General features: G+C 64.8%; 19 protein-coding genes. 8 read left to right on the top strand and 11 right to left on the bottom strand.

The genetic code is table 11. The features are described from left to right. Window positions 1-31: 31 nt before the first annotated feature. Complete coding sequence (locus C437_RS09365) at window positions 32-1,090, top strand: NAD(P)-dependent glycerol-1-phosphate dehydrogenase (RefSeq protein ID WP_004516702.1); 1,059 nt, start codon at window positions 32-34, stop codon at window positions 1,088-1,090. On the opposite strand, the gene C437_RS09360 is transcribed toward C437_RS09365, so the two are convergent. From C437_RS09360 to C437_RS09350, 3 genes are all read right to left on the bottom strand, one after another. Continuing rightward, on the bottom strand, window positions 1,087-1,605 hold the full coding sequence (locus C437_RS09360; protein ID WP_004516701.1) for an NUDIX hydrolase: 519 nt from the start codon (window positions 1,603-1,605) through the stop codon (window positions 1,087-1,089). The two genes, C437_RS09365 and C437_RS09360, sit on opposite strands and share 4 nt — an antisense overlap. Before the next feature lie 116 nt (window positions 1,606-1,721). Further along, a complete protein-coding gene (locus tag C437_RS09355) occupies window positions 1,722-3,533 on the bottom strand; it encodes a S9 family peptidase (protein WP_004516700.1) in 1,812 nt (603 codons plus the stop codon). A gap of 83 nt (window positions 3,534-3,616) precedes the next feature. Continuing rightward, entirely contained in the window at window positions 3,617-5,407 is a 1,791-nt protein-coding gene (locus C437_RS09350) for a DUF2339 domain-containing protein (RefSeq protein WP_004516699.1), read from the bottom strand. A 117-nt stretch (window positions 5,408-5,524) separates the two neighbouring features. On the opposite strand from C437_RS09350, the gene C437_RS09345 reads away from it, so the two are divergent. Continuing rightward, window positions 5,525-6,583, top strand: a complete 1,059-nt coding sequence (locus C437_RS09345) for a glycosyltransferase (protein ID WP_004516698.1) — start codon at window positions 5,525-5,527, stop codon at window positions 6,581-6,583. A 48-nt stretch (window positions 6,584-6,631) separates the two neighbouring features. On the opposite strand, the gene C437_RS09340 is transcribed toward C437_RS09345, so the two are convergent. Then, the gene (locus C437_RS09340; protein ID WP_004516697.1) at window positions 6,632-8,371 is read right to left on the bottom strand and encodes a Na+/H+ antiporter NhaC family protein; all 1,740 of its coding nucleotides are present in this window, start codon (window positions 8,369-8,371) and stop codon (window positions 6,632-6,634) included. A 102-nt stretch (window positions 8,372-8,473) separates the two neighbouring features. Here C437_RS09340 and C437_RS09335 point away from each other — a divergent pair, with 102 nt between their 5' ends. Continuing rightward, the gene (locus C437_RS09335; RefSeq protein WP_004516696.1) at window positions 8,474-10,339 is read left to right on the top strand and encodes a DEAD/DEAH box helicase; all 1,866 of its coding nucleotides are present in this window, start codon (window positions 8,474-8,476) and stop codon (window positions 10,337-10,339) included. Window positions 10,340-10,352: 13 nt separating this feature from the next. On the opposite strand, the gene C437_RS09330 is transcribed toward C437_RS09335, so the two are convergent. The 7 genes from C437_RS09330 to purH form a co-directional block, all read right to left on the bottom strand. After that, entirely contained in the window at window positions 10,353-10,961 is a 609-nt protein-coding gene (locus C437_RS09330) for a class I SAM-dependent methyltransferase (RefSeq protein ID WP_004516695.1), read from the bottom strand. A gap of 96 nt (window positions 10,962-11,057) precedes the next feature. Next, on the bottom strand, window positions 11,058-12,551 hold the full coding sequence (locus C437_RS09325; RefSeq protein WP_004516694.1) for a globin-coupled sensor protein: 1,494 nt from the start codon (window positions 12,549-12,551) through the stop codon (window positions 11,058-11,060). 127 nt (window positions 12,552-12,678) lie between these two features. Beyond that, the gene (gene folP / locus C437_RS09320; RefSeq protein ID WP_004516693.1) at window positions 12,679-15,132 is read right to left on the bottom strand and encodes a dihydropteroate synthase; all 2,454 of its coding nucleotides are present in this window, start codon (window positions 15,130-15,132) and stop codon (window positions 12,679-12,681) included. 114 nt (window positions 15,133-15,246) lie between these two features. Next, the gene (locus C437_RS09315; RefSeq protein ID WP_004516692.1) at window positions 15,247-15,957 is read right to left on the bottom strand and encodes a hypothetical protein; all 711 of its coding nucleotides are present in this window, start codon (window positions 15,955-15,957) and stop codon (window positions 15,247-15,249) included. Window positions 15,958-15,999: 42 nt separating this feature from the next. Continuing rightward, window positions 16,000-16,539 (bottom strand): hypothetical protein, encoded by a 540-nt coding sequence (locus C437_RS09310; RefSeq protein WP_049919711.1) that lies wholly within the window; start codon window positions 16,537-16,539, stop codon window positions 16,000-16,002. 36 nt (window positions 16,540-16,575) lie between these two features. Beyond that, the gene (locus tag C437_RS09305) at window positions 16,576-17,562 is read right to left on the bottom strand and encodes a formate/nitrite transporter family protein (RefSeq protein WP_004516690.1); all 987 of its coding nucleotides are present in this window, start codon (window positions 17,560-17,562) and stop codon (window positions 16,576-16,578) included. Window positions 17,563-17,703: 141 nt separating this feature from the next. Continuing rightward, the gene (gene purH, locus C437_RS09300) at window positions 17,704-19,284 is read right to left on the bottom strand and encodes a bifunctional phosphoribosylaminoimidazolecarboxamide formyltransferase/IMP cyclohydrolase (protein WP_004516689.1); all 1,581 of its coding nucleotides are present in this window, start codon (window positions 19,282-19,284) and stop codon (window positions 17,704-17,706) included. A 145-nt stretch (window positions 19,285-19,429) separates the two neighbouring features. On the opposite strand from purH, the gene C437_RS09295 reads away from it, so the two are divergent. The 5 genes from C437_RS09295 (at window position 19,430) to C437_RS09275 (ending at window position 24,987) form a co-directional block, all read left to right on the top strand. Next, window positions 19,430-19,984 carry a hypothetical protein gene (locus C437_RS09295; protein WP_004516688.1) on the top strand — a complete coding sequence of 185 codons (555 nt, stop codon included), beginning with the start codon at window positions 19,430-19,432 and terminating at the stop codon, window positions 19,982-19,984. A gap of 250 nt (window positions 19,985-20,234) precedes the next feature. After that, window positions 20,235-21,302: a zinc-dependent alcohol dehydrogenase family protein gene (locus C437_RS09290; RefSeq protein WP_004516687.1), complete on the top strand. Its 1,068-nt coding sequence runs from the start codon at window positions 20,235-20,237 to the stop codon at window positions 21,300-21,302. Window positions 21,303-21,469: 167 nt separating this feature from the next. Then, a complete protein-coding gene (gene purB / locus C437_RS09285) occupies window positions 21,470-22,852 on the top strand; it encodes an adenylosuccinate lyase (protein WP_004516686.1) in 1,383 nt (460 codons plus the stop codon). A gap of 90 nt (window positions 22,853-22,942) precedes the next feature. After that, window positions 22,943-24,250 (top strand): MFS transporter, encoded by a 1,308-nt coding sequence (locus tag C437_RS09280; protein WP_004516685.1) that lies wholly within the window; start codon window positions 22,943-22,945, stop codon window positions 24,248-24,250. Window positions 24,251-24,342: 92 nt separating this feature from the next. After that, a complete protein-coding gene (locus C437_RS09275) occupies window positions 24,343-24,987 on the top strand; it encodes a phosphoribosyltransferase (RefSeq protein ID WP_049919710.1) in 645 nt (214 codons plus the stop codon). Window positions 24,988-24,996: the final 9 nt, after the last annotated feature.

The following is a 24,996-nucleotide window of genomic DNA, read 5'->3' as shown; positions in this document are numbered from 1 at the left end:
TGTTTTCACGCGTGCCCGGGGACAGGCTACCATGTTCGAGAAACGCACCTGGATCCGCTTGCCCCGCAACGTCGTGGTCGGGCACGGGGTCCTCGGGCAGACAATCGAGGCCGTCAGCGAACTCCACCTGACCGGCCGGCCGCTCATCGTCTCCAGTCCGACGCCACACGACGTCGCCGGCAAGCGGGTCGTCGAACAGTTCGAGGACGCGGGGTACGACCCCTCTGAAATCGTCATCGAGGAGGCCAGTTTCGACGCTGTGCAGCAGGTCATCGACCACGCGAGCGACATCGACGCTGGCTTCCTACTGGGGGTCGGCGGCGGGAAGGCCATCGACATTACGAAGATGGCCGCCGACGACCTTGGGCTGGGGTTCGTCTCGGTCCCGACGGCCGCAAGCCACGACGGCATTGTCTCCGGCCGGGGCTCGGTCCCCGAAGGCGATACGCGTCACAGCGTCGCCGCCGAACCGCCGCTGGCCGTCATCGCCGACACCGAGGTGCTGGCGGAGGCCCCCTGGCGGCTGACCACCGCCGGCTGTGCCGACATCATATCGAACTACACTGCGGTTCGGGACTGGCAACTGGCCCACCGGCTGAAGAACGTCCACTACTCCGAGTACGCTGGCGCGCTCTCCCAGATGACCGCCGAGATGCTCGTCGAAAGCGCCGACTCGATAAAACAGGGGCTGGAGGAGTCGTCATGGATCGTCGTGAAAGCGCTCGTCTCCTCCGGCGTTGCGATGTCCATCGCCGACTCCTCTCGGCCGGCAAGCGGGGCGGAACACCTGTTTTCTCATCAGTTGGACCGTCTCGTCCCCGACGGCGCGCTCCACGGCCACCAGGTCGGCGTCGGCTCTATCATGACGGAGTACCTCCACAGCGGCCAGAAAGGCAAGTGGAAAGACGCCAGAGACGCGCTGGCGGCCATCGGCGCGCCAACGACGGCAGATGGACTCGGCATCGACGACGAGACGGTGATCGAGGCGTTGACGACGGCCCACCAGATTCGCGACCGCTACACCGTACTCGGGGACGGAATGAGCGAAGAAGCGGCGATAGAGGCAGCGACAGTCACCGGCGTTATCTAAACCAGTTCTGCGACCGCGACGTCACCGGCGTCGTCCCATCGAATCGACGCCCCGTCTTCCTCGGCTATCTCGGTGCTATCGCTGTCGTCGAGCGCCGTACTGTTGATTTCGGCGTCGAACACGATACTGAGCCGGTACACCGTCTCGGCGTCCGGGTCACCCTCGTTTCGCACGCCACAGATGGTCGCCCGAACCGCGTCCCGAACCGTACACGCGACGCCGGCGGTTTCGGCGACGACCCGTTTGACCGCTCCCGCCGGTCGTTCGGCCCCCTGCGTCTGGCCCGTGGGGACCTCCCAAGACCCGTCAGCGTTGCTCAGCAACACGTCGCCCGACTCATTGTGGACGAACGCGTGGACATCCACCTGTCCCTCTCGTGAGCGCTCGACAGCGCGCTGGTACGCCTCCGTACCCACCGAAAAAGTGGTCTGGTCCACCGGCGTCGAGCCGAACTCCTGTTCGAGCCGGGCGAGGCGCTCCTGCACCCGCGCCCGCGAGCGCTCGGCTATCTCCATACGAAACGGTGCTTCGGCAGCGTAATAAATCCGCCTGAACGCTCTCACGGTTTGAAACTACCCTGTAGCCGGCTGTGATTCCCCGTAATACCCGCTACAGTATTCGGCCGGACAGATCAGACGTGCTCGTTGAGAAACTCGACGACAGCGGTGTAGGCCTCGATGCGGTTCGCCCGCTTGCTGATGCCGTGGCCCTCATCGTCGAAGACGAGTTTCTCCACGGGAACGCCCTGCTTGGCCGCCTGTTCGGCGATCTGTTCGGCCTCGCCGACGGGGACACGCGGGTCGTTAGCTCCGTGGAGGACGAACAGCGGCGCGTCGATACGGTCGACAGTGTTGATTGGCGAGATAGATTCGAGGAACTCCCGATCCTCGTCAAGGGAGCCGTACTCGGCTTCGCGGAGTTCGCGCCGCCAGTCGCCAGTGTTTTCGAGGAATGTCACGAAGTTGGCGATGCCGACCACGTCGACGCCGGCCGCCCAGAGGTCGGGGTACTCCGTCAGCGCTGCGAGCACCATGAACCCGCCGTAGGAGCCACCCATCGCCACGATGCGGTCCGGGTCAACGGCCGGGTGGCCGTGGAGCCAGTCAACACCGGCCCGCAGGTCCTTCACGGAGTCCATCCGCTTTTCCACGTCATCGAGGTGCGTGTAGGCCTTCCCGTAGCCGGTCGACCCGCGGACGTTGGGCTCGAAGACGGCGTAGCCCCGCGAGAGGAAGTACTGTGTCAGGCCCGAGAACGACGGGCGGCGTTGGCTCTCCGGGCCGCCGTGGATATCGACGATGACGGGCGTGTCGCCGTCGGCAGCTGCCGACTCGGAAACGGTGGCCGGCAGCGAGAACAGCGCCGGAATTTCTCGCCCGTCGAAGGATTCGAACCGAACGACTTCGGGCCCGATGAACGACTCACGCGGGATGCCGGCTGTCGAGGCGGCCGTCCATTGCTCGCTCTCGCCGGTCTCGGCCTCGACGACGAACACGTTGGTGTTGACCGTCCGCCCGGTGACGCTGACAGCGAACCGTTCGGCGTCAGGTCCCCAGGAGACGCCGCCGGCCAGCCCGCCCGGCAGGTCCGGTGCCGGGAACGTCTCGATGGTCGTCGGCCCCGCCAGTTCGCCGACGGTGAGTTCGTTGTAGCCGTCGACGTTGCGCGAGTACACGAGGCGGCCGCTGTCTTTGTCCAGTGCGACGCCGTCGATGTTCCACTGGTCGTCCGAGCGTACGATGTCGAGGTCGCTGTCGAGCGAAAGGCGGGCCAGTTCGAGCGTGTCGCTCTCGGCGTCTGTGACGAGATACACCGCCTCGCCGTCCGGCCCCCACGAGGCGCTTGTGTAGCGGACCTTCCCCTCGTGTGGCGTCAGATGGCTGAGGGTCCCGCTGTCGATGTCCAGCACGTAGATGTCCTGATCGAAACTGGAGTGGGCTTCGCTGACCAGCAGGCGCTCGCCGTCGGGAGAGAAGCCACCCACCGAGAGCCAGCCGTCGCCCTCCCAGACCAGTTCTGCGTCGTCGCCGGTCGCCTCGCGATCCTGCACGTAGATGTCGAAGACGGCCTCATCGCGGCGGTTCGACGCGAACGCGAAGCGTTCGCCGTCGGGCGACCAGCCGCCCCAGCGGTGTTTCGCGTCGGGCATTCCGGTGAGTTCGTGGACGTGCCCGTCCGCGTCGAGGCGATACAGTTGCGCCCGCTCGTTGCCGCCTTCGTCCATACCGAAGACGAGCTCCTGTCGTTCGGGCGAGTAATCGACGAAGCTCACAGTGTCGTCATAAAAAGTCAGTTGCTCGGGCCAGCCGTGGGGTTCGGTAAGCGACCAGGCCTGGGCGATGCCCGTCGTGTTCATCAGGAAGGCGAGCGTCCCGTCCGGCGCGAACGAACTGCCGTAGGCGCTCCGGACGTTCAGATAGCGAGAGAGGTCGTACGCGGTCACGACTGAACGGACGGCAGGAATCGGCAAAACCCTTTGTGGCGACCGCGGCTTTCGATTCGTATTGGTCGAGGTGGAAACGGCTGCTATCCGGAAAGCCGCCTGAGCGGCTCCTCACCCTGCCATCGGGCGTACGCGTACGAGGCGACGAGGAGAATACCGCCGAGCACAAGGAACGAGAGGGTCCGGGCGAGCGTATCGAGTCCCTGCGTGTCATAGAGGAACACTTTGGTGGTTACCAGTCCGAGGACGACGACGCCCTGAAGCCGACGGCTGCGGTCGTCCAGCGCGAGGCCGACCCCGACGAACGCGAGCCCCAGAACCGCCCACGCGACAGACAGCCCGGCCCCCGAAAGCTCCAGTCCCAGGAGCACCACCGCGAGTCCGGTCGCTGTCCAGGTGTACGGAGTCGCCACCGAGAACTCGCGTTCCGTGGCAGGGACCGTCGCCGATACGCCACCGGACCACCGGGCAAGCGCGTAGAAGACCGCGATACTGAGCAGGTAGGCGGCGGGCCGTCCCATCGCGGTCGCCAGCGGGTCCGCGAGTGAGAACGCCGGTAATCTGGTAGCGTCTACAGCGAGCAGTTTGGCGACCGTTCCGACGGCGACGAGGTGCCCGCCGAGACGGACCGCTCCGGCGTTGCGCCGGGAGCCAACCACCAGTGCCCCACTGAGCAACAGGAGCAGGCCGACGGTCGCGAGGAACGGGTCGGCTGCGAGGACGACGCTGACCGCAAGCAAAGCGACGGCAAGCACTCCGGCCGCACTGTCCCGCTGGCCTAACCGTGACTCGGTGACGGCGTAGACGCCACCCAGAGCGAGTCCGACCGCGCCGACAGCTACTCCGTCCGGTGCCGTCGGGACGAGATTAGGAACCGTTCGTTCCAGCAGGACTGCAGCGAACACAGCATTGAGTCCGGTCGTCGCGTCCACCAGTCGGCGGTGCCATCGGTCTGTTCGGTCGCTTGCACGGAGCGCGTACACACCAGCAGCGTAGATAGCGAACGTCGCGACGAGAACGGCGGCGGCGACCGACTCGGGCGGTTCGACCGTCTCCAGCCAGGCGATGTGGAGCACGTACGCCGGGAGGACGCTGCCGAGGACAAGCCGGCTCCATGGCCGGACGGCGGCGATGGTTACCAGCCCGGCCGTGAGAAGCACGACGTAGGCGGGCGAGACGACGAAGGTACTGGCATCGAGTCCGACGTAGGCAGTGACGTAGCCCAGCAGGAACGCCTCGCCGGCGACGGCCGGCGCGTGGTCCCGGACTGAGAGAGCCGCGGTGGCGGCCACGAGGACCGTCAGGGCGAGCAGGACCGTCCACAGCGGGGTTCCGATAGCGGTCCGGTACGACTCGAACCCGTAGGCCGCGTAGACGCTGAAATACGCGATTGCGAGCCCGGTTCCCGCGACAAGTCGGCCCCATCGGTCGTAGCCCTGTCGCTCGGCGGCATACCGACCGCTAGCGAGCAGCACGGGGCCGCCTGCCGTGCCGGTGAGCACGCGCCCGAGTGGGCCGAGATACCCCGCCTCGATAGCCAGCCGGATGAAGAAGACGACGCCGACCACCAGCGCGAGGCCGCCGACCCCGCCGAGCCACTTCATCCCGATGTCGCGCTCCCAGTTCCGCTCGTCGGGCGGTGTGTCGCTGTCGGCTGTTTCGCTCGTCTCTGGTGCTGGCTCCGAACCGTCCGGGGACCCCGATTTGGCTTCCACCGTATCCGACTCGACTGCTGTACTGGCCGCTTCGTCCTCTGTTGACGGCGGCGGGTCCGTGTCGAGTGCCGATTCCAGGGCGGTGATGCGTGTGTGGAGGGCATCGACCTCGTCTCGGAGTTCCCGCACCTCCGCTTCGAGGTCGTCATCGTCGCTCATACACTGACACGTTACGGAGTCGGTGTAATAAGTTTCCAGTCGAGCAACAGCTTTCGCCGTCCATCAGCTTCAGATACGAACGGGTGGATTTTTGAGCGGTCACGTTGTCGCCCCTGTATGCGTGTCGCGGTCGTCGCCATGGAGACGAGTCAGTACCGGGACACAGTGGGTCGAACCCGGCTGGAACGGGTGGCTACCGAACTCGCCGCTGCCGGCCACGACGTGACCGTGTTCTGTTCGCAGTGGTGGCCGGGGTTCGACAATCAGCGCGAACGCGACGGCGTTACGTATCGCGCCGTCACCGTCTCGCCGACCGTCCCCTCCTTCTGTGTCCGCCTGCCGGTCATGCTCGCGCGGTTCCGCCCAGATGTCGTCCACGTCCACCCGACACCAGCCTCGGTCGCACTCGCGGCCAACGTCGGCGCGACGTTGTCGCGTGCACCGCTGCTCACGGAGTGGTACGGGGACGAGGACGTGCCCGAGAGCCGCCGGGCGGACCTCGCGCTTCGGGCGTCGGACTGTCTCATCACGCCATCGGAACTCGTCCGCACGCGGGTCCGCGAGCGCGGGGCGACGGCGGGCCAGACGGTGATACTCCCACAGAGCATCGACATGGACCTCGTTAGAGAGGCCGATGCCGACGAGGAGATCGACGTGGTGTACGCCCACCGCCTGGATGGCAGCGCGAACGTCGAGTCGCTCCTGCTCGGCCTCGCGGAACTCAGGCAGAAAGGGTGGTCGGCGACGATCATCGGCGACGGCCCGGAGCGTGCGTACTACGAGCAGGAGGCGGCCGACCTCCGCATCGACGACCGCGTGACCTTCGCGGGCCCGTGCGACGTCGAAGACCGCGTCTCGATTTACAAGGGCGCACACGTCTTCGTCCAGACGGCATTTCGAGAATGCTTCGCCACGGACCTCCTCTGGGCGATGGCCTGTGGCTGTATCGGCATCGTGGAGTATCAGGCCGAATCCTCAGCCCACGAGCTCATCGAACAGCGCGACCGCGCGTTCCGGGTGACAAACCCACAGGAGATCGCCGATAAAATCGCCGAGTCGGCCGGCTTCGAGCGCCGGACGGTTGACGAGTCCTGCGCCGAGTTCGACCACGCACAGGTCCGCGCTGAATACGAAGCCCTCTACGAGGAGCGAATCGAGGACACCGGCCTTCTCTAATCGGAACAGCACACGGACGTGCTAGCGACGAGGACAGATTGCCGCCAGTCAGTACGGGATGACGCGGAATCCTTCGGGGAGCACCAGCCCGAACACGAGGAACAGCACGGCCGCGACGCCCGCTGCGATGAGGGCATACGGCGCTTGGCTCCTGACGTGAACCATGTGGTCGCTCCCGCTTGTCGACGACGCCAGAACGGTCGTGTCGCTGATCGGCGAGGTGTGGTCGCCGAAGATGCCGCCGCTGAACACCGCGCCGAGGACGAGCGGGAGGTTCGCCCCAGTCGAGAACGCCAGCGGAATGGCGATGGGGAACATGATGCCGTAGGTCGACCACGACGAGCCATCGGAGAAGCTGACGAACGAGGTCGCGAGGAAGACGCCGACCGGGACGACAAAGGCCGGCACGCCGCCGAAGACGTTCGTCACGAACGACGAAATCCCCAGTATCGTTACCGCGTTCTGGATGGAACTGGCGAACATCAGGATGACAGCCGCAAGGAGGATGCCCTTGAAGCCGACCATCATCGCGTCCGTCGCGTCGTCGTTCGACGGGATGTCGCCCTTCCAGCGATACAGCAGGAAGGCGACGATAAGCGCAGAGAACGAGGCGAGACCGAGCTGGACGCCGCCGATGTTGAACGCCCACGGCCCGCTCGGCGGCGTAATTAGCTGCCAACTGCCGAGCTGGAGCAGTGTGGCCCCCATCCCTTCCTTCCCCTTGACGTAGATGACGGGGCTGGCCCGCCAGAACATCGCGCCGAGGCCAACGACGATCATGGTGAGAATCGGCCAGGCGAAGTTCCGCCAGTCCGGCGTCGCGGTTTCTGACACCTCGTACTCGTCCATTTCCGCAGAAATCATCGGGTCCGCGTCGTCGCCGACGACCTTCCCTTCGTTTCTCGCCCGGGACTCCTCCGTCCCCATCCCGTAGATGTTTGGCACGAATTGCCACGCGACAAGGCCAGCGAGGCCGAGCGCAATCCACGAATAGAAGCCGGTAAACAGCGTGTTGAAAAACAGCGGCCAGACGGCACCGGTCGCCGCGGTGACCTGCTCGCCGCCGGTGTTGACGAAGTTGGTCATACCGGACGGCAGCGTTCCCTGACGCTGTGCCTCGACGAGGCCGCCGCCGATGAAGCCGACCATCGCCGCCCCCCACGTCGAGTAGAACGCGAGCCGGGACGCTGGCGACCCCGCTGAGTCGACGTAGTAGGCCAGCTTGGCCCGCGAAACGTCGAACTTGTCGGTCAGCGGCCGCATCATCGAGCCGACTACGAGGCAGTTGAAGTAGTCGTCGATGTGGATGGCGATCCCGGCCAGGAACGCGGCCTTCTCGGCGTCTGCGGCGGAGTCGGCCCGCGCCACCAGCGCCTCCAGCACGCCCTGGATTGCCCCGGCTCGGATCATCAGTCCGATCAGCCCGCCGATGGCGAAGATAGCGAGCAGGACGTTCTTGACGTACCATTCTCCGAACAGTGGGGCCGTGGCGATTATCTCCGGAACGAGCTTCAGCCCGAAGATACCGCCAAGTACGATGCCACCGATGCCGACCGTCCACGGACTCCCGTCCTCGGCCTGTGGCTGGACGGTCGCCACCTCGCCGCCGGCAGTAATCAGGTCTGACGGGACCCCGACTGCCTGGGGGTGTAACGCGCCGACCAAAACAGCTGTAGCGACGATACCCACGAACAGCCCGATGAGGGCGTCCCGGGTGTACCAGGCCAGACCGATTGCGATGAGTGCTGGAACAATCGACCACGGTCCAGCCGCGATTCCCTCAACCATGCCGGCAGGTCTAGGTGGCGCTATATTAAGGTATGTATTCGCGCCCGTCTCAGGGATTGTCCAGACGAAACCCGTTTGAGCGTCGACACCCTCCAATCAGTAGTGACAGTCGAGGAGCCAGCCGACCGAGACGACGACTCGGACCCCACCACGGAAGTCGAACTTGACGCCGTCTACGACGCTATCGACGCTGTCGGCCGCCCACATCTGACGGCGACAGAGTTCTCCCGGAAGACGGACCTGACGCCCGACGAGGCGCGGGCGGCACTGGAGCGGCTCGCCGCCGACGGCGACATCGAGCGTCAGGACGTGTCCGAGGTCGAGTCTGTATGGTATCCGACGGATATCGCCGAGGTGACCGACCGCGAGCGCGTCGTCCTGTTTCCCGACCGCCGTGAAGTGGTCGTCGAACACCCCGACCAGTTCACGCGGGCGCAGCTCTCGCAGTTCGCCCGCCTGCAGGACACCAACCGCTCGGGCGGCTACGTGTACGAACTCCGCGAGGAGGACATCTGGGCCGCGCCACACGAGTCTCTGGACGACCTGCTTACGACGATGCGAGACGTGCTGGGCGAGCGCTCGCCCCATCTCGAAGAGTGGGTGACGAGCCAGTGGGAGCGCGCCCGGAAGTTCCGTCTGAAGACCCACGAGGACGGCTACGTCGTGCTCGAAGCCGAGAGCGACGACCTGATGGGCAACGTCGCCCGGCCGAAACTCGACGACGACCATCTCCGGGCCCCCATCTCGGACTCGGAGTCGTGGGTCAACGAAGACGCCACGGCCGAAATCAAGCGCACCCTCTACGAAGCGGGCTATCCGGTCCGGGACGACCGCGACCTCGAAACGGGCGACGCCATCGAGATGGACCTCCGCCTGCGCCTCCGGGACTACCAGCAGGACTGGGTCGAGCGGTTCACCGAGCAGGGCTCGGGCGTGTTCGTCGGCCCGCCCGGGTCGGGCAAGACCGTCGCCGCGATGGGAGCGATGGCCGCCATCGGCGGCGAGACGCTGATTCTCGTCCCCTCGCGAGAACTCGCCACCCAGTGGCGCGACGAACTGGTTCGCCACACCTCGCTCACTGACGACGATATCGGCGAGTACCACGGCGGGGAGAAGGAGATTCGGCCGGTCACCATCGCCACATACCGAACCGCCGGGATGGACCGCCACCGGAAGCTGTTCGACCAGCGCAAGTGGGGCCTCATCGTCTACGACGAGGTCCACCACGTCCCCTCGCCCATCCACCGTCGGAGCGCGGACCTCCAGACCAAACACCGCCTCGGGCTGACCGCCACGCCGACCAGAGAGAGCGACGACGAGGAGGAGATATTCACGCTCGTCGGCCCGCCAATCGGGACCGACTGGGGCAAACTGTTCGACGAGGGCTACGTCGCCGAACCGGAGGTCGAAATCCGGCTCGTCCCGTGGGGGAACGAAACCGAGCAGTCCGAGTACAGTTCCACGTCGGGCCACGACCGCCGGCAGGCCGCCGCGAGCAACACCGGGAAAATCGACGAGATACGGTATGCGCTGGCCGAGAACCCCGCGGCCAAGGCGCTTGTGTTCATCGAGTACCTCGACCAGGGCGAGGCCATCAGCGAGGCCATCGACGCGCCGTTCATCAGCGGCGAGACGCCACACGCCCGCCGAGAGAAGCTGTTCGACGAGTTCCGCCGAGGCGAACTGGACACGCTGGTCGTCTCCCGCGTCGGCGACGAGGGCATCGACCTGCCGGACGCCGAACTCGCGCTCGTCGCCTCCGGGCTGGGCGGGTCCCGGCGGCAGGGCGCACAGCGGGCCGGGCGGACGATGCGCCCGGCCGGTGACGCCCGGATGGTCATTCTCGCGACGCGGGGGACGACCGAGGAGGACTTCGTCCGCCGCCAGATGCGCCACCTCGCTTCGAAGGGTATCCGCGTGACAGAGACTGAGGCCGAGGCCGTCGCGCCGCCGGCCGAGATGGAGTGAGCAGGCGATGAGGCTACGCTTGGGCCCGGAAAAACGCGAAAACCCCACCGAGTTCGTCGTCGACGGTTTCGACGCCGGTGACGGAGAAGCCGGCCTCGGTCAGTAGCTCGCGATTACGCTTCCGCCCGTGGAAGCTCCAGGCCATCTCGGTATCGGTCCCCAGCCAGTTCTCGTTGTTGCCCTCCCACTGCTCGTCGCCCAGCGCGGCCAGTAGTCGCCCGCCCGGTTCGAGCACGCGCTCAAACTCGGCGAAGACGGCGGCGTGTTCCGCTCGCGGGACGTGGATGACCGTGTGCAGTGAGACCACCGCATCGAAGGTGTTTGCCGGGAACGGTAGTGCTGCCAGATCGCCTTGACAGAACTGCGGTCCCAGGCTCTGATCGCGCGCCGTTCGCAGTTGCTCGCGAGAGATATCCAGTCCCGTGACAGTGTGATCGGTTGCGAGAACGTCCATTGCGGGCACCCCAGCGCCACAGCCAGCATCGAGAACCCGACTCTCGGCAGGCAGACGATCCGCGAGACCTGCGACCAGATCGCGCTCGCGACCCTCGCCGTCACGCTTGGCCGCGTAGGTCGCGGCGATATCGTCGTACCCCTCGCGGACGATGTCGCGTCGATTCATACTCGGTGCTCTCGATAGTCCGGAATAGCTCTTTGGGTGGTGTGTGAACGGGTCCAATCCGGACTCACCCCGGCGCTATGTGACTGGCAATCGAGGTTACGCCGTATCTGTGTCGAGTCGACGCGCGGTCTCGGCCACGTCCTGAATCTTCGCCGTCTGTTCTTCGTTCGTCGCCGCGAGGTCATCGAGCTGTGCCGACATATCGTCGATGCCGCTCGACAGTTCGTCGATCATACTGGCGACTTCTTCGGTCGACGCCGCCTGATCGTCGGTGGCCGCCGAGACCTCCTGTATGCCCTGTGATGCCTCGTTGACTGCAGACACGATCTCTTCGAGGCGTTCTGCCGCCGTCTCTACTTGATCGATGCCCTCCGTCACCTGCTCGGTCACGGTTTCGAGGCTCTCGACGGCGTCGACGGTCTCGTCCTGAATCTCCGTGACGGTGTCCTCGATCTGGTTCGCGTGATCCTGTGAATCTCCGGCGAGCGTCTTGATTTCGTCGGCGACGACGGCGAACCCGTCGCCCGCCTCACCGGCGCGTGCGGCCTCAATGGACGCGTTCAGCGCGAGCATGTTGGTCTGGTCCGCGATATCGTTTATCACTTCGACGATGTCATCGATCTCGTCGGCCTGTTGCTGTAGACCGGCGATGTCTGAGGACACCGTATCGACGGCGTCGTCAACATCGTTCATCATGGCCGCGGCCTGCTGTGCGGCTTCGTTCCCGCGTTCAGCCTTCCGCTCGGCCGATGTGCTCGTGCTGGCAACTTCCTCGGCAGTCGAGGCGATTTCCTCGATGGTCGCGCTCATATCCGCGACTTCGCCCGCCACTTCGTCCATCGACTCGGACTGTGTCTCGGCTGTGTCGGTGATTTGCTGGTTCGTTTCAGCGACCTCCTCGGCTGAAGTACTCAGTTCATCAATGGGCTGCCGGAGTCCGTTTTCGACCTCCGCCATCAGTGCCTGCTGGTCGTCGATTGCCGACTCAAGCCGCTCGCTGTAGGAGTCGATGTAGGTGTCCATCGCGACCTGCTGGTCGAGGTTGAGGAGCTTGAACACGGAGAGTGCCCGCGACTGCATTTCCTCAAGCGCTTCGTCCCGGGTAGCGTCACCCGATTGCAGATCCTCGACGATTGTCCGCAGAAAATGCTCGAAATAGATGCTGTAGGCCCCGAGATAGATTTTCGGGCCGAGGTCGAGCATGTCGTGGATTTTCCCGATACGGGCCCGGTTCTCGAAGTACTGTTTGTCGTAGCTCCCGGCGACGAGGTCGCGGAGGTACTGCGTCTGCGTGTTTTTGAGCTGGTCGACTGACTTGGTGGAGCGGCCAAAAATCTCGACGGTCTCATCGAACGACTGGAGATGATCGTAGAAATCGTCAACGACAGATTCGGCTCGGGCGTTCGTCTCGTCTGCCATCGCGGTGAGATTGTCGACATCCGATTCGTCAAATCCAGTAAACTCTTTCCGCCAGCGTATCTCTCCGTCGTCTAGTCCGATACGGTCGGTCAGCGTCCCGCCGTCGACGCCAGACCTATCAGATTCAGTGATACGTTTTCGAGAGCCCGTACTCTCGCTCTGGAATGCCATGGCGAGGAGTCTACCGACACAGGGGTTATATGTTCGCCCCCGATTCTCATCATTGAGAAATATAAATAGGCAACCAAAAATTTGGGGTTGACAGTCACGTCCGGCGATTTGTCCCCCGGCTGTTTGGCTATTCAAATCCGTCTTTGAATTTCTGTGGGTCACGGGTTGCCTCGGCGACGCGGACGGCGGCAACGTTTTCAGGCACATCGTGGACGCGAACGATGTCGGCCCCTCGCTCGGCCGCTAGTGTGGTCCCGGCGATAGTCGCCTCCAGACAGTCGCCCGCCTCCTGCCCGGCCAGCGTGAACAGCGACTTGTGGGAATGGCCGACCAGAATCGGACACTCAAGCGCCTCGAACTCCGGGAGGCGGTCGAGTAGTTCGAAGCTCTCTGTGGCCGATTTCCCGAAGCCGATGCCGGGGTCGACAATGATCTGGTCGCGGTCGAGCCCGGCCTTTTCGGCGAGTAAGACGCGCTCGGTCAACTGGTCGATACAGTCCTCGACCACGTCGTCGTAGTGGATGTCGCTATCCGGGTCAACCGGCGTCTCGATGGAGTGCATCACGACCACCGGTACGTCGTACTCGGCGGCGACGAGGCGCATCTCGGGGTCTTCGAGCCCCGAGACGTCGTTCAGAATGTCTGCACCAGCATCGAGTGCTGCTCGCGCGACAGGGGCCTTCCGCGTATCGACAGAGATGGCGACGTCCAGCTCCGAGAGCGCCTCGATAACCGGGACGACACGGTCGATCTCCTCTTCAACCGGGACCGGTTCGGCACCGGGCCGGGTCGACTCCCCGCCGATATCGAGAATGTCCGCGCCCGCCTCGACCATCTGTTCGGCGCGGGCAACGGCGTCTTCGACGGCGTTATACTCGCCGCCGTCGTGGAACGAGTCCGGCGTGATATTGCAGATGCCCATTACGGCCGTCCCGTCGTCCCACGGGTGGGCTGTCGACGTGTCTGACTCAGGCTGCTGGATGGATAGCGCTGCCCGTAGTTCGTCGGCAAAGGACGCGAGCCCGTAGGGCTGGCCGTCGAGTTTCTCCGTGAGACGCCTGTACTGGGCCATCGTCGCCATCATGACCACATCGAGGGCCTCCTCATCCTGACTGCTCAGTCCGGAAATCGCACATTCGCCGCCCAGCGACAGCAGCTCCTCCTTAAGATACTGGGCCTGTCGTGGCTGGACGCGGGTACGCAGGACGCGGTGGACGCCCTTCCCTCGCATCCGCTGGGCCCCGGCCGCGGTGACGTGGGCGCTCTCGATAGTCTCGCGAGCCTCGGCCAGCGAATCGACCTGTTTGGGGACCAGCGAGCGCGACCAGTTGGTTCGGGCCTCCCGCACGGCGTACAGCGACCCCACCACGAGGACCGCATCGCCGGAGTCCGCGGCGTCGAGCGCGATATCGAGCGCCCCTGTAACGTCGCTGCGCGTCTCGACCGTCGCGTCTGTCGCGTTTTCCACTGCGGTCGCAACAACGTGGTGGGACTCGGCCCGGTCGACGTTGGGCTGGCAAGCGACGACGTGGTCCGGGTCCGGTAACGCCGCGGCGATGCGCTCGTGGTCCTTGTCGACCATCGCGCCGATGACGACGTGGAGGCCGTCGTAGTCGAACGTGGACAGCGTCTCCGCGGTGCGCTCGATGCTTCCGGGGTTGTGTGCCCCATCGAGGACGACCAGCGGTGACTCGTTCATCACCTCGAACCGTCCGGGCCAGTGAGCGTTTCGCAGACCGCGTTCGAGTTCCGTCTGTGAGACGTCCGCGACTTGCTGGCACAGCGTGGCCGCGATTCCGGCATTTTGTGCCTGGTGTGCGCCCAGCAGCGGGAGGTGGGTGTCGACGCTCCAGTCAGGCCCATCGACCGAGACCGCCCCCTCTAGCCCCTCGCGACCGCCATACACCGCCGTCACGTCGGCGTCGTCGCCCTCGCCGACAGTTACAACATCGTCTGCGACCGCACGGACAGCCGCGAGCGCATCGCCCGTCGTCCCGGTCACCAGTGGTGTGTCGTCAGGAGCGACGTGGGCCTTGTCGTGGGCGATTTCCTCGACGGTGTCGCCGAGGATGTGGGTATGTTCGAGCGTCACAGACGTGACGGCGCTGGCGACCGGGTCGACGACGCTCGTGGCGTCGTACCGGCCGCCGATACCGACCTCAAGCACTGCGACGTCGACGTCCTGACGGTCGAACTCCCACAGCGCCATCGCTGTCATCGTTTCGAAGAAGGTTGGCGAGTCGTTGGCCGCACCCTGTTCAGTCACGTACGTTCGAATCGATTCAACGAACTCGACGAGGGCGGCCTCAGAGAGCTTCCGGCCGTTGATACGAATCCGCTCGCGCACGTCGTCGAGATGCGGCGAGGTGTACAGCCCGACATTGAGGCCGGCTTCCCGCAACGTTCGTTCGACCATCCGCGCGGTTGACCCCTTTCCGTTGGACCCTGCAATCTGGACACAGCGAAGCCCCTCCTGTGGGTCGCCGAGCGACGAGAGCAGGTCCTGCGTGGCAGCAGTACCGGGTCGTGGGGCGAACCGGCGCAACTCGAAGAGGAAGTTCGCGGCCTCGTGGAACTCCATGGTCGGGCTATCGGAGCCGTTTGCTTTAGCCTGTCGGACTGTTGCGTGTCTTCGGCGCGAACACCACGAACAGCCCGTTTACCCGACTGGTCCCCACTGGCCTGCCGGCGACGATTACGCCTGTTCGCTCCGGTCGCGTGTGGCCCACCGACCGACCGCGCTCGACAGAATCAGGAACGCGGCACCCAGCAGCGGTGCCGGGTCGATATTCGCCCCCGGTCGTTCGTCCGTGTCTGTCTCACCGTGCTCTGGTTCCCCCTGCGCTGGTGGCTGGGCCTCCGCTCCGGTGACACCAGCCGGCTCGGTATCGCCCTCGCCGTCCTGCTGCCGGTACCCGGACTCAGTCCGTGGCATCTCTCCGGCCAGGGCAGTTTCCTGCCCCTCCGAATCCGGCGTGTCCTCGGCTTCTGCTACCGCTGCTGGCGGCTCGAACGCCGTGTCGGCCGGTGATGGCGTGTCGACCGTCGGTTCAGCCGGCGGTGGCGTCTCGCTTGGACCTTCCGTGGCCCATTCCGACGTGCCTTCGTTGGTGCTCTCGACAGCCGTATCGTCAGCGTTGCGGCGGCGGTACCACCAGAGACCGGCCGTAGCCGCGCCCAGCGCGATGAGGGACAGTCCAGTACCAAGCAGCCCCCACTGTCGCCACAGCGACCTGAGACGGGCCGTGAGACTGGGGCCGGAATCCGCTGCTTCATCCGGCCCCGCCAGTCCAGATGAGGGGACCGAAGTGGCGTCCTCGACAACGGCGACGCCGGGGACGGCATCAAGCGCCGAGGCGACGGCGTCGCGCTCCACTTCGACTTCAAGAAACGTGGGTGCATCCATACTTGACCCGTCGTCGGGCGAGCATGTAAAACCCGCTCAGTATTATTCTCGGGCCGCTTCGGACTCGGCGTCGGTCGCCGTGGTCCGCGACAGGTCGGTCTCGATATCGGCGTCATCTTGCGGTTCCGCCCTCGTATCCACGTCTTCGCTGAGAAGCGCCCGCAGTTCCCGCTCGTATTCGGCTTCGGAGAGGTCCCCCTCGACGTACCGGCGCGTCAACGCCTCGTGTCGCTCCTCGACTGTCGGCTCCGGCGGCGCGAACACGTCTGAGAGACCGAGCGACGCGAGAGGGGGCACAACGGATTCGAGGCGACCGACTCCATCGGCGACGCGCTGGCTCTTTGGCACCGATGCCCGCCGGGCGAGTGCACGGACCAGCGCGACGGAAAAGACGATGTCGACGCCCACAAGCAACAGTGTGCCAAGCAGGAATCCGGCGACGGTCTGGACGACCGCGCCGCCACCGAGAAGCGCCCCGACCGTTGCGACGACACCGACGATTCCCAGCCCGACAGCCCCCAGTGTCGTCAGAACGACGGCGGCAAACAGAAGCAACAGGCGGTTATCTCTCACCCAGTTCACACATACGATAGCCGGAGGGCGTTGAAATGGTTTGTGTCAGCGCTTGTTCTCTCGCGATTCCGGATCGCTTCGGGGGATCTCGTCGGTCGCCGGCACGTACGAGCGGCCCGAAGCGGACCACCCGCCCCAGATCCACTCCCGGATGGTGAGTTGGCGCTTGGACCCTTGGTCCCGTGCTGTTTCGAGCCGTCGTTCGGTCGTATGGAAGTAGTTGACGACGGTCACGAGCACGACGCCGCCGACGGAGTTGCCGACCAGCACCGGCAGGACGAACTCCCAGAGACCGACGGACAGCGCCAGCTCGCCGATGAACACCAGATAGAACATCTCCGTCGCGGAGACGACGACGTGATAGAGGTTCCCGAACGGGATCGCCAGAAAGGCGATATAGATCAACGCGAGCCGGGAGATGCTGTCCCGCAGCGAGTAGTCGACCCAGACGACGCCGGCAACGATGAGACCGGCGAACACGGCTTTCGAGAACAGTGTTATCTGTGAAGTCTCGATGGCCTTCTGTGCGAAGCCAGCGGCAGCGACAGATGCGTCGGTCGAGAGCACGTCAGTGAACGCCAGCGCCGCCGCCCCTAGCATCCCGCCGAAGACGTTTGACACGAGGACGACGACCCAGATACGCAACAGCGACGGGACGCTCGACAGTCGTTCGAGAACGAGCGCGACCGGCGGGAGCGTGTTCTCGGTGTAGAGCTGGTAGTCCCCGAGAATGATGAAGACGAACCCGAGCGGGTACAGCAGTGCGCTCAGTATCGGGTCGCCGCCGGTCTTGGCGTACAGCGACGCGTACAGCATGAACGTCACCGTGATAGCGAACCCGCCAGCGATACCGGCAAAGAACAGTTCGCGGGTCCCGGACGTCACCTCCTCGTCGGCCGCGACGATGATACGCTGGAATATCTCGTCCGCCGAGAATCGGTCTCGGATGACGCGTCCGCCCGCTGGGGCACCACTCCGGGAGACGTCCACAGCGTCGCGGACAGCTTCTTCTCTGTCGTCGTTGTCTGCCATCGCCCGGGGATTCAATAGCCGGTATGAAACGTCTTTCGTTGCCGACAGTCTGCCCGGAGAAGACTTGCGGAAAAGCCCGCCGTCAGTCTGTCTACTACTCGATAGAGGATTACAAAGCCTAATCGAGTATTAGGCTGTCGCTCAGTCGTGTCTAAAGGACCGCTGGCCGGTGAACACCATCGCCATGTCGTGCTCGTCCGCGGCCTCGATGACGCTGTCGTCGTTTTTCGAGCCGCCGGGCTGGATAACCGCCTCGATACCGGCGTCGGCGGCCTCCTCGATACCGTCCGGGAACGGGAAGAAGGCGTCTGAGGCCATCACTGCGCCCTCAGCGTCCTTGCCTTCGGCGTGTTCGTCGGCTTTCATCGCGGCGAGACGGACGGCGTCGACGCGGGAGACTTGTCCCATGCCGATGCCGACCGTCTCCGTCCCGTCGGCAAAGAGGATGCCGTTCGATTTGACGTGTTTGAGTGTGTGCCAGGCGAACAGCATCGACTCGACCTGTTCGTCGGTCGGCTCGCGCTCGGTGACGACCTCCAGATCGTCGGCCGAGAGGTGCTGGGTGTCCCGCTCCTGAACGAGGCGGCCGCCGACGAGCGGTTTCTCGGTCAGGGTATCCGTGACTTCGAAGTTCTCGTTCACGTCGAGCACGCGGAGATTGTCCTTCTCGAAGAGCACGTCGAGCGCGGCGTCGGTGTAGCCGGGCGCGACGACGACCTCCTTGAAGGAGTCGATAATCTGCTCGGCGGTGGCAGCGTCGCACTCGCGGTTCAGCGCGACGATACCGCCGAAGGCGCTCATCGGGTCCGTCGACAGCGCTTTCTCGTAGGCGTCAGCTACGGTGTCGGCGGTCGCACAGCCGGCCGGGTTTGTGTGTTTGATGACCGCGGCGGCGGGCTCCTCGAACTCCTTGATGAGATTCAGTGCTCCGTCGGCGTCGTTGTAGTTGTTGTACGACAGCGCCTTCGCGCCCTCGTTGAGCTGGTCGGCATGGACGACGCTGGCCTCTGAGACGGTCGTGTCGGTGTACAGTGCGGCGTCCTGATGCGGGTTCTCTCCATAGCGCAGGTTCGACGCGAGGTCGTCCGAGACGATGCGGCGGGCGGGGAAGTCGCCGCTTTCGTCGCCCTCGACCGAGACGGTGCCTTCGTTCCAATCGATGGTGACGCGGTCTTCGGCGAACCACTCGATTACGCGGGGGTAGGCGGTGAACTCGCCCTCATAGAGCACGCGCTTCTTGAGGCTCTCCTCGTTGTCGCCTTCGAAGACGGGGATCGGTTCCTGCGTGACGATTGGGCCGCCGTCGACGCTCTCATCGAGGACGTGGACGGTACAGCCGGTGACCTTCACGCCAGCGTCGAGGACCTGCTCGTGTGCGTTCGCTCCGGTGAAGTTCGGCAGGAGACTCGGGTGGATGTTCAGCGCGGTCGGTGTCTCGTCCAGAAACGCCTCGCTGAGGACGCGCATGTAGCCGTCCAGCGTGACGAGGTCGAAGTCGTACTCCGAAAGGGCGTCGAGAACGCGCTCTTCGTGGGACTCGCGCGACTCGTCAGCGTCACGCTCGACGACCTCGGTGGGGATGCCGCGCTCGGCTGCTGCTTCGAGTACTGGCGCATCCGCGTCGTTCGTCAGAACGACGGCGAAAGACGCCCCGCCCGGGGCGCGGTCCGCGATGTTCATGAGGTTTCGGCCGCGGTTGCTGGCCATACCGGCGAGTTTCATGTGCGACCGACGGACCGGCCAGTGCAAAGTTGTTGCGAAACCCCCGAGAACCTTGTCGCATGCAATCACGACACACAATTACTCTCCGTGATGGCGGCGTCTATCGGTCCGGTGCGCATTTGTAGCCCGCCACCAACTCGCCCGTATGGCGAAGCTTCGGTGTCAGCGCGCGGGTGCGGTCGCCGCCGTCGGTGGTCTCGTCTGGATCGGGTGGGCCGCGGCGCTGTCCGCGACCGGCTATACAGCCACGGCCCTGCCGATTATAGCCGGAACTATTGTCTCCGCACTCGGCGTTGTGGCCGGCCACTATGCCATCGAGGATTTCTATGGTGCGCGGATGAAACGGCCCGGGACTGCCGGCGCGTGGGCCGGCGGCCTCGGCGCTATTATCTTCGCGGCCGGACAGCTGGTCCGCCTCCTCAGCGGTGGTGGCGAACCGGTCATCGCGGTCGGTGTTCTCGTGCTGGTCAGCGGGTCACTGCTGGTCGCGGCCGGCCTCGTCAGGACGCGCATCCAGCCGCCGTGGCTTGGTGTGTTGCTCGGCCTCGGGACTATCGCGTTCCTCGGGTTCGAGATCCAGCCAGCGACGGCAACCGTCTACGGCCTCGCGTGGGCCGCACTCGGACAGGACCTCTACCGCTTTGACCCGCCGGATGGTCGCTTCGGCGAGGCCGACGGCAACTACGGCTGGCTGAACTGAGCGATTGTCCCGAACGCTCGTTTCTCGCCCATATCTCCCAGTTATCTTGGCCAGATACGGCTCCGTCTATTATATATACCTTTGTTTACCACTTTCCGAACTCGGTGGGATTTAACAACGAAATCTGATATATCATGCAAGGACGGGGAACTCCCCCTATACTGGGGACAATAGGAGTTTCAAGCCCGTTCTATAGTATAAATGGGAAATCATAATATTAATTAGTGAGATATCCTATATGTCTTCTGTAATGCAAGCAGTACTACTAGAAGAGTTTCAGGAGCCACTGACAGTACAGGACGTCGAACGCCCCGAGCCGGAGCCGGACGGCGCTGTCGCTGAGGTCATCGGCTGTGGTATCTGTCGGTCTGACTGGCACTGCTGGCAGGGGGACTGGGACTGGTTCGGCTACCGTCCTGACCCGCCACACGTCCTCGGTCACGAGCCGACAGGCCGAATCGTCTCCGTCGGCGAGGACGTCGAAAACGTCGAGGAAGGACAGGAGGTCGCCATCCCGTTCAACTTCGCCTGCGGGAGCTGTGACCTCTGTCGGAACGGGCGCGAAAACATCTGTGAGAACCACATCGGCCTCGGGTTCATGAATCAGGCCCCCGGCGCGTTCGCCGAGGAGGTCCACATTCCCAACGCCGACCTCAACGCCGTGCCGCTCCCTGACGATATCGACGCCGAGTCGGCCGCCGGGATGGGCTGTCGGTTCATGACCTCGTTCCACGCGATGGCTCACCGCGCACCGGTCAGTGCCGGCGACGACGTGGTCATCCACGGCTGCGGCGGCATCGGCCTCTCGGCGGTCCACATCGCGAACGCCCTCGGCGGCAACGTCATCGGGGTCGACCTGATGGACGAGAAACTGGACCGGGCCGAAGACCTCGGCGCTGTCGCGACTGTCAACGCGAAGGAAGTAGACGACCCCGCAAAGGAGGTCAGAGACATCACCGACGGAGGTGCCGACGTGTCCGCGGACGCGCTCGGTATCGCGACGACCTGCCAGAACGCGGTGAACTCGCTCCGCAAGGGCGGGACGCACGTCCAGATCGGGCTGACCACCAGCGAGGAGGAAGGAATGGTGTCGCTCCCGACCGACGAGTTCGTTGCCAAGGAGATCGACTTCAAAGGGTCGTTGGGCCTCCAGCCGTCGCGGTACAGCGAGATGCTTGACATGGTGGAATCGAGCAAACTCGACCCGACGGCGCTGGTCGAGGATACGGTCGACATCCATCAGGTCCCCGACGAACTGGCCGCGATGAGCGACTACAACACGGTCGGCATCCCGGTCTGCAACGAGTTTAGCAACTAACGTCGCGACCGCCCTTTCGATTCGCATTCCCGCTTCCGACCCTTTCCCGTCGTCGCGTCCACGCGTTGCTGTCGTATCGTGTCGCCGTCGCACCTCGTCGCTGCCCCATCGCGTCGCGGTTGGGGGAGAACGACACGCTTTTTCGCGCCTCCCGCGCACACTCGGGTATGACCGAGAGAGGGCCACTGGCCGCCGTCTCGCCGCTCGACGGCCGATACGCCCGCTACACCGAACCGCTCGTCCCGTACGCCAGCGAGCGGGCGCTGATGCGCGCCCGCGTCGAAGTCGAAGTCGAGTACCTCATCGCGCTCGCCGACCTCGACGCCACGCCGCTGTCTATTGACGACAGACAGCGTGCCACGCTCCGGGCGCTGTATGAGACGTTCGACGACGAGGACGCGAGTGTCGTCAAACAGCTCGAAACCGACGGCTACGGCGAGTATGCGGCGACCAACCACGACGTGAAGGCCATCGAGTACTTCATCCGGCTGGGAATGCCCGAGGACTTAGACGCCGCCAACTGGATTCACTTCGGGCTGACCAGCGAGGACGTGAACAACCTCGCCCAGCGGCTGCTCGTCAAGCCCGCCGCCGAGACGGTGCTGGTGCCCGAACTCCGCGAGATACGGGACACGCTCGTGGAGATGGCCCACACCTACGCCGACGTGCCGATGCTGGCCCGCACCCACGGCCAGCCTGCGACGCCGACGACCTTCGGCAAGGAGATGGCCGTCTACGCCTCGCGGCTGGGCCAGGCCATCACACGAGTCGAACGCGCCGCCGACGCCCTCTCCGGCAAACTCGCCGGCGCGTCGGGAACCTATGCGGCTCACGTGGCCGCCTACCCCGACGTGGACTGGCCGGCCTTCGCCGAGTCCTTCGTCGGCGACCTCGGTCTGGACCACGAACCGCTGACGACGCAGGTCAACCCCTGTGACGACCTCGCGGTCCTGTTCGATGCGCTGCGGGGCGCGAACAACATTCTGTTGGACCTCGATCTGGACGTGTGGCTGTACGTCTCGGATCGCTACCTCGGCCAGGAGGCCGTCGAGGGCGAAACGGGGTCGTCGACGATGCCCCACAAAGTCAACCCCATCGACTTCGAGAACAGCGAGGGGAACCTCTCGAAGGCTAACTCCGATCTGGTCTTCCTCGGCGACTACGTCACGAACTCACGGCTCCAGCGGGACCTCTCGGACTCGACGGTCAAGCGCAACATCGGGGCCGCCTTCGCTCACTGTCTCATCGGCTACAGCAAATGCCAGAACGGGCTGGCGAAGGTCGTCCCCAACGAGCAGGTAATGGCTGACGACCTCGCTGCAACGCCGGAAATCATCGGCGAAGCCGTCCAGACGATTCTCCGCCGCGAGGGGTACGCTGACGCCTACGAGCAGGTGAAGAAGGCCACGCGGGGCCGGGATGTCACCATCGAGGATTTCCACGACATGTTCGCCGACCTCGACGTGAGTGACGCGGTCCGGGCCGAACTGGGAGCGCTGACACCGACCGACTACACTGGTATTGCAGAACAACAGGCCGACGGCATCTGAGGGTCGCTGCCCCGACGCTGTTTCCGGGTCGACACGCGCTGCGGCGACGAACACAACTATCAGTAGTGTGGCCGCCTTCATCAGTGATAGATGGTCCTCGGCACTGACACGCGGGTTCTGACGCTGGCGTTCGCCCGGATGGCGGACGCACTGGGCAACTCGTTTCTCATCATCGTCCTTCCCCTGTACATCGCCAGCGGTCAGGTATCGCTTGCCGGTATCGCCGGTCAGCAGGTGCTCGGATTCACGCTCCAGACCGAGACGCTCATCGGGCTGGTGCTCTCCCTGTTCGGCCTGTTGAACAGTTTTGGCCAGCCTTTCACCGGGCGGCTCTCGGACCGGACCGGGCAGCGGCGGATTTTCGTCCTCACCGGACTGGTGCTGTTCGCTATCGGAAGCGCGGCCTATCCGTTCCTCTCCTCGTACTGGACGGTCCTTGCGGCGCGGGCGTTCCAGGGCCTTGGCGCGGCCTTTACGATTCCGGCGACGGTCGCACTGGTCAACGACTACGCCGCGAGTGACGCCGAGCGCGGCGGGAACTTCGGCGTGTTCAACACCTTCCGGCTCATCGGCTTCGGCTTCGGGCCGATTGTCGCCGGCATCGTCATCACCGGCGGGCTCGCCGCGAACGACGTGGTGACCTACCGCGTCGCCGGCACCGCGATTTCCGGCTTCACCGCCGCCTTCGCTATCGCCGTGCTGGGTGCTGTCGTGAGCTTCGCCCTCGTCTGGGCGCTGATTCAGGACCCGCAGCTCGATTCCGAGGCGGGCAAAGACCTCTCGATAGCGATTCTGGACCGGAGAGGGAAGGGGCTGGACCCGGTGTTCGTCCTCGGCGTCGGCACGTTCATGATGGCGTCCACTATCGCGCTGTTTGCCACCCTCGAAGGCCCGGTTCGGATGCGACTGAACGAGTCGACGCTGTTTTTCAGCGTCCAGTTTGCCGCCGTCGTCATCGCGAACGTCGTCTTTCAGGTACCCATCGGCCGAGCGAGCGACCGGTTCGGTCGGCGACCGTTCATCGTTGCCGGGTTCGTCATTCTCGTCCCGTCGGTGTTCGCACAGGGTATCGTGACAGGCCCGTGGCTCATGCTCCTTGCGCGGTTCGTACAGGGCATCGCCGTCGCGCTCGTGTTCGCCCCGTCGCTCGCTCTTGCCGGGGATCTGGCCGGCGCACGCGGGTCCGGAACGACGCTGTCTGTCCTGACGATGGCGTTTGGCCTCGGCGTCGCTATCGGGCCGCTGGCGTCAGGCCTGCTGTACAACGTCGGCTCGTTCAGCACGCCCTTCACCGCCGGTGCCGCGCTCGCGTTCGTCGGACTTGTCCTGACGTACACACAGGTCGAAGAGACGCTGGATCTTAGCTCGGAATCAGACCAGCCAGCACCACAGGATTGAGCACGCGCACCCCGGCGGACTGCTTGGGCGGCCACCAGCCACAGAGACAGCTAACCGGAATGATTACGATGCGCGATCCCTTATCATGTTACATGTTCACAGACCGCTCGGATGCGGCGCAACAGCTCGTGGCCGCGCTGCGCCGGCGGGATGTCGTCGGCGATGTCGTCGTCACGCTCGCACCGAACGGCGTCCCTGTCGGCAACGTGGTCGCCGACGCGACTGACCGTCCGATGGATGTCGTTGTCATACAGCGTATACAGGCCCCGAACCACCCGGAACTGACTATCGGGGCCGTCGCGCCAGGGGGCTTCTCGTGGATCAACAGCCCCATGATGCGGTTCCTAGAGGTGAACTGGGAGTACGTGCAGGAGGCGAAGATGCACGCGAGCGACACCGTCGAGGCGCGAGCGGTCGACTACGGCGAGACGTGGGGGCCGCTTGACGTGGCCGGCAAACGAGTTCTGCTTGTCGACGACGGGATTCCGACGGGCGCGGCGATGCGCGTCGCCACCCAGCGACTGCGGAAGGCGGGTGCCGACGAAGTCGTCGCCGCCGCTCCCGTCGCACCGCCGGACGTACTTGAGGAGGTGCAGCAGTGGGCCGACGACGTTGTCGTCCCGCTACAACCGGCGGCGTTTCAGGCCACCGCCGACTACTACGAGGAGTTCGACAGCGTGACCGACGAGGAAGCGACGACAGCGCTCTCGGATCTCGTCCAGCGGCGGTCGGCGTAGGCTGTTACT

It is taken from the genome of Haloarcula vallismortis ATCC 29715 (genome assembly GCF_000337775.1).
Classification (GTDB): Archaea; Halobacteriota; Halobacteria; order Halobacteriales; family Haloarculaceae; genus Haloarcula; species Haloarcula vallismortis.
The sequence above is the reverse complement of the archived record's forward strand: the minus strand, read 5'-3'. Positions and strand labels throughout refer to the sequence as shown.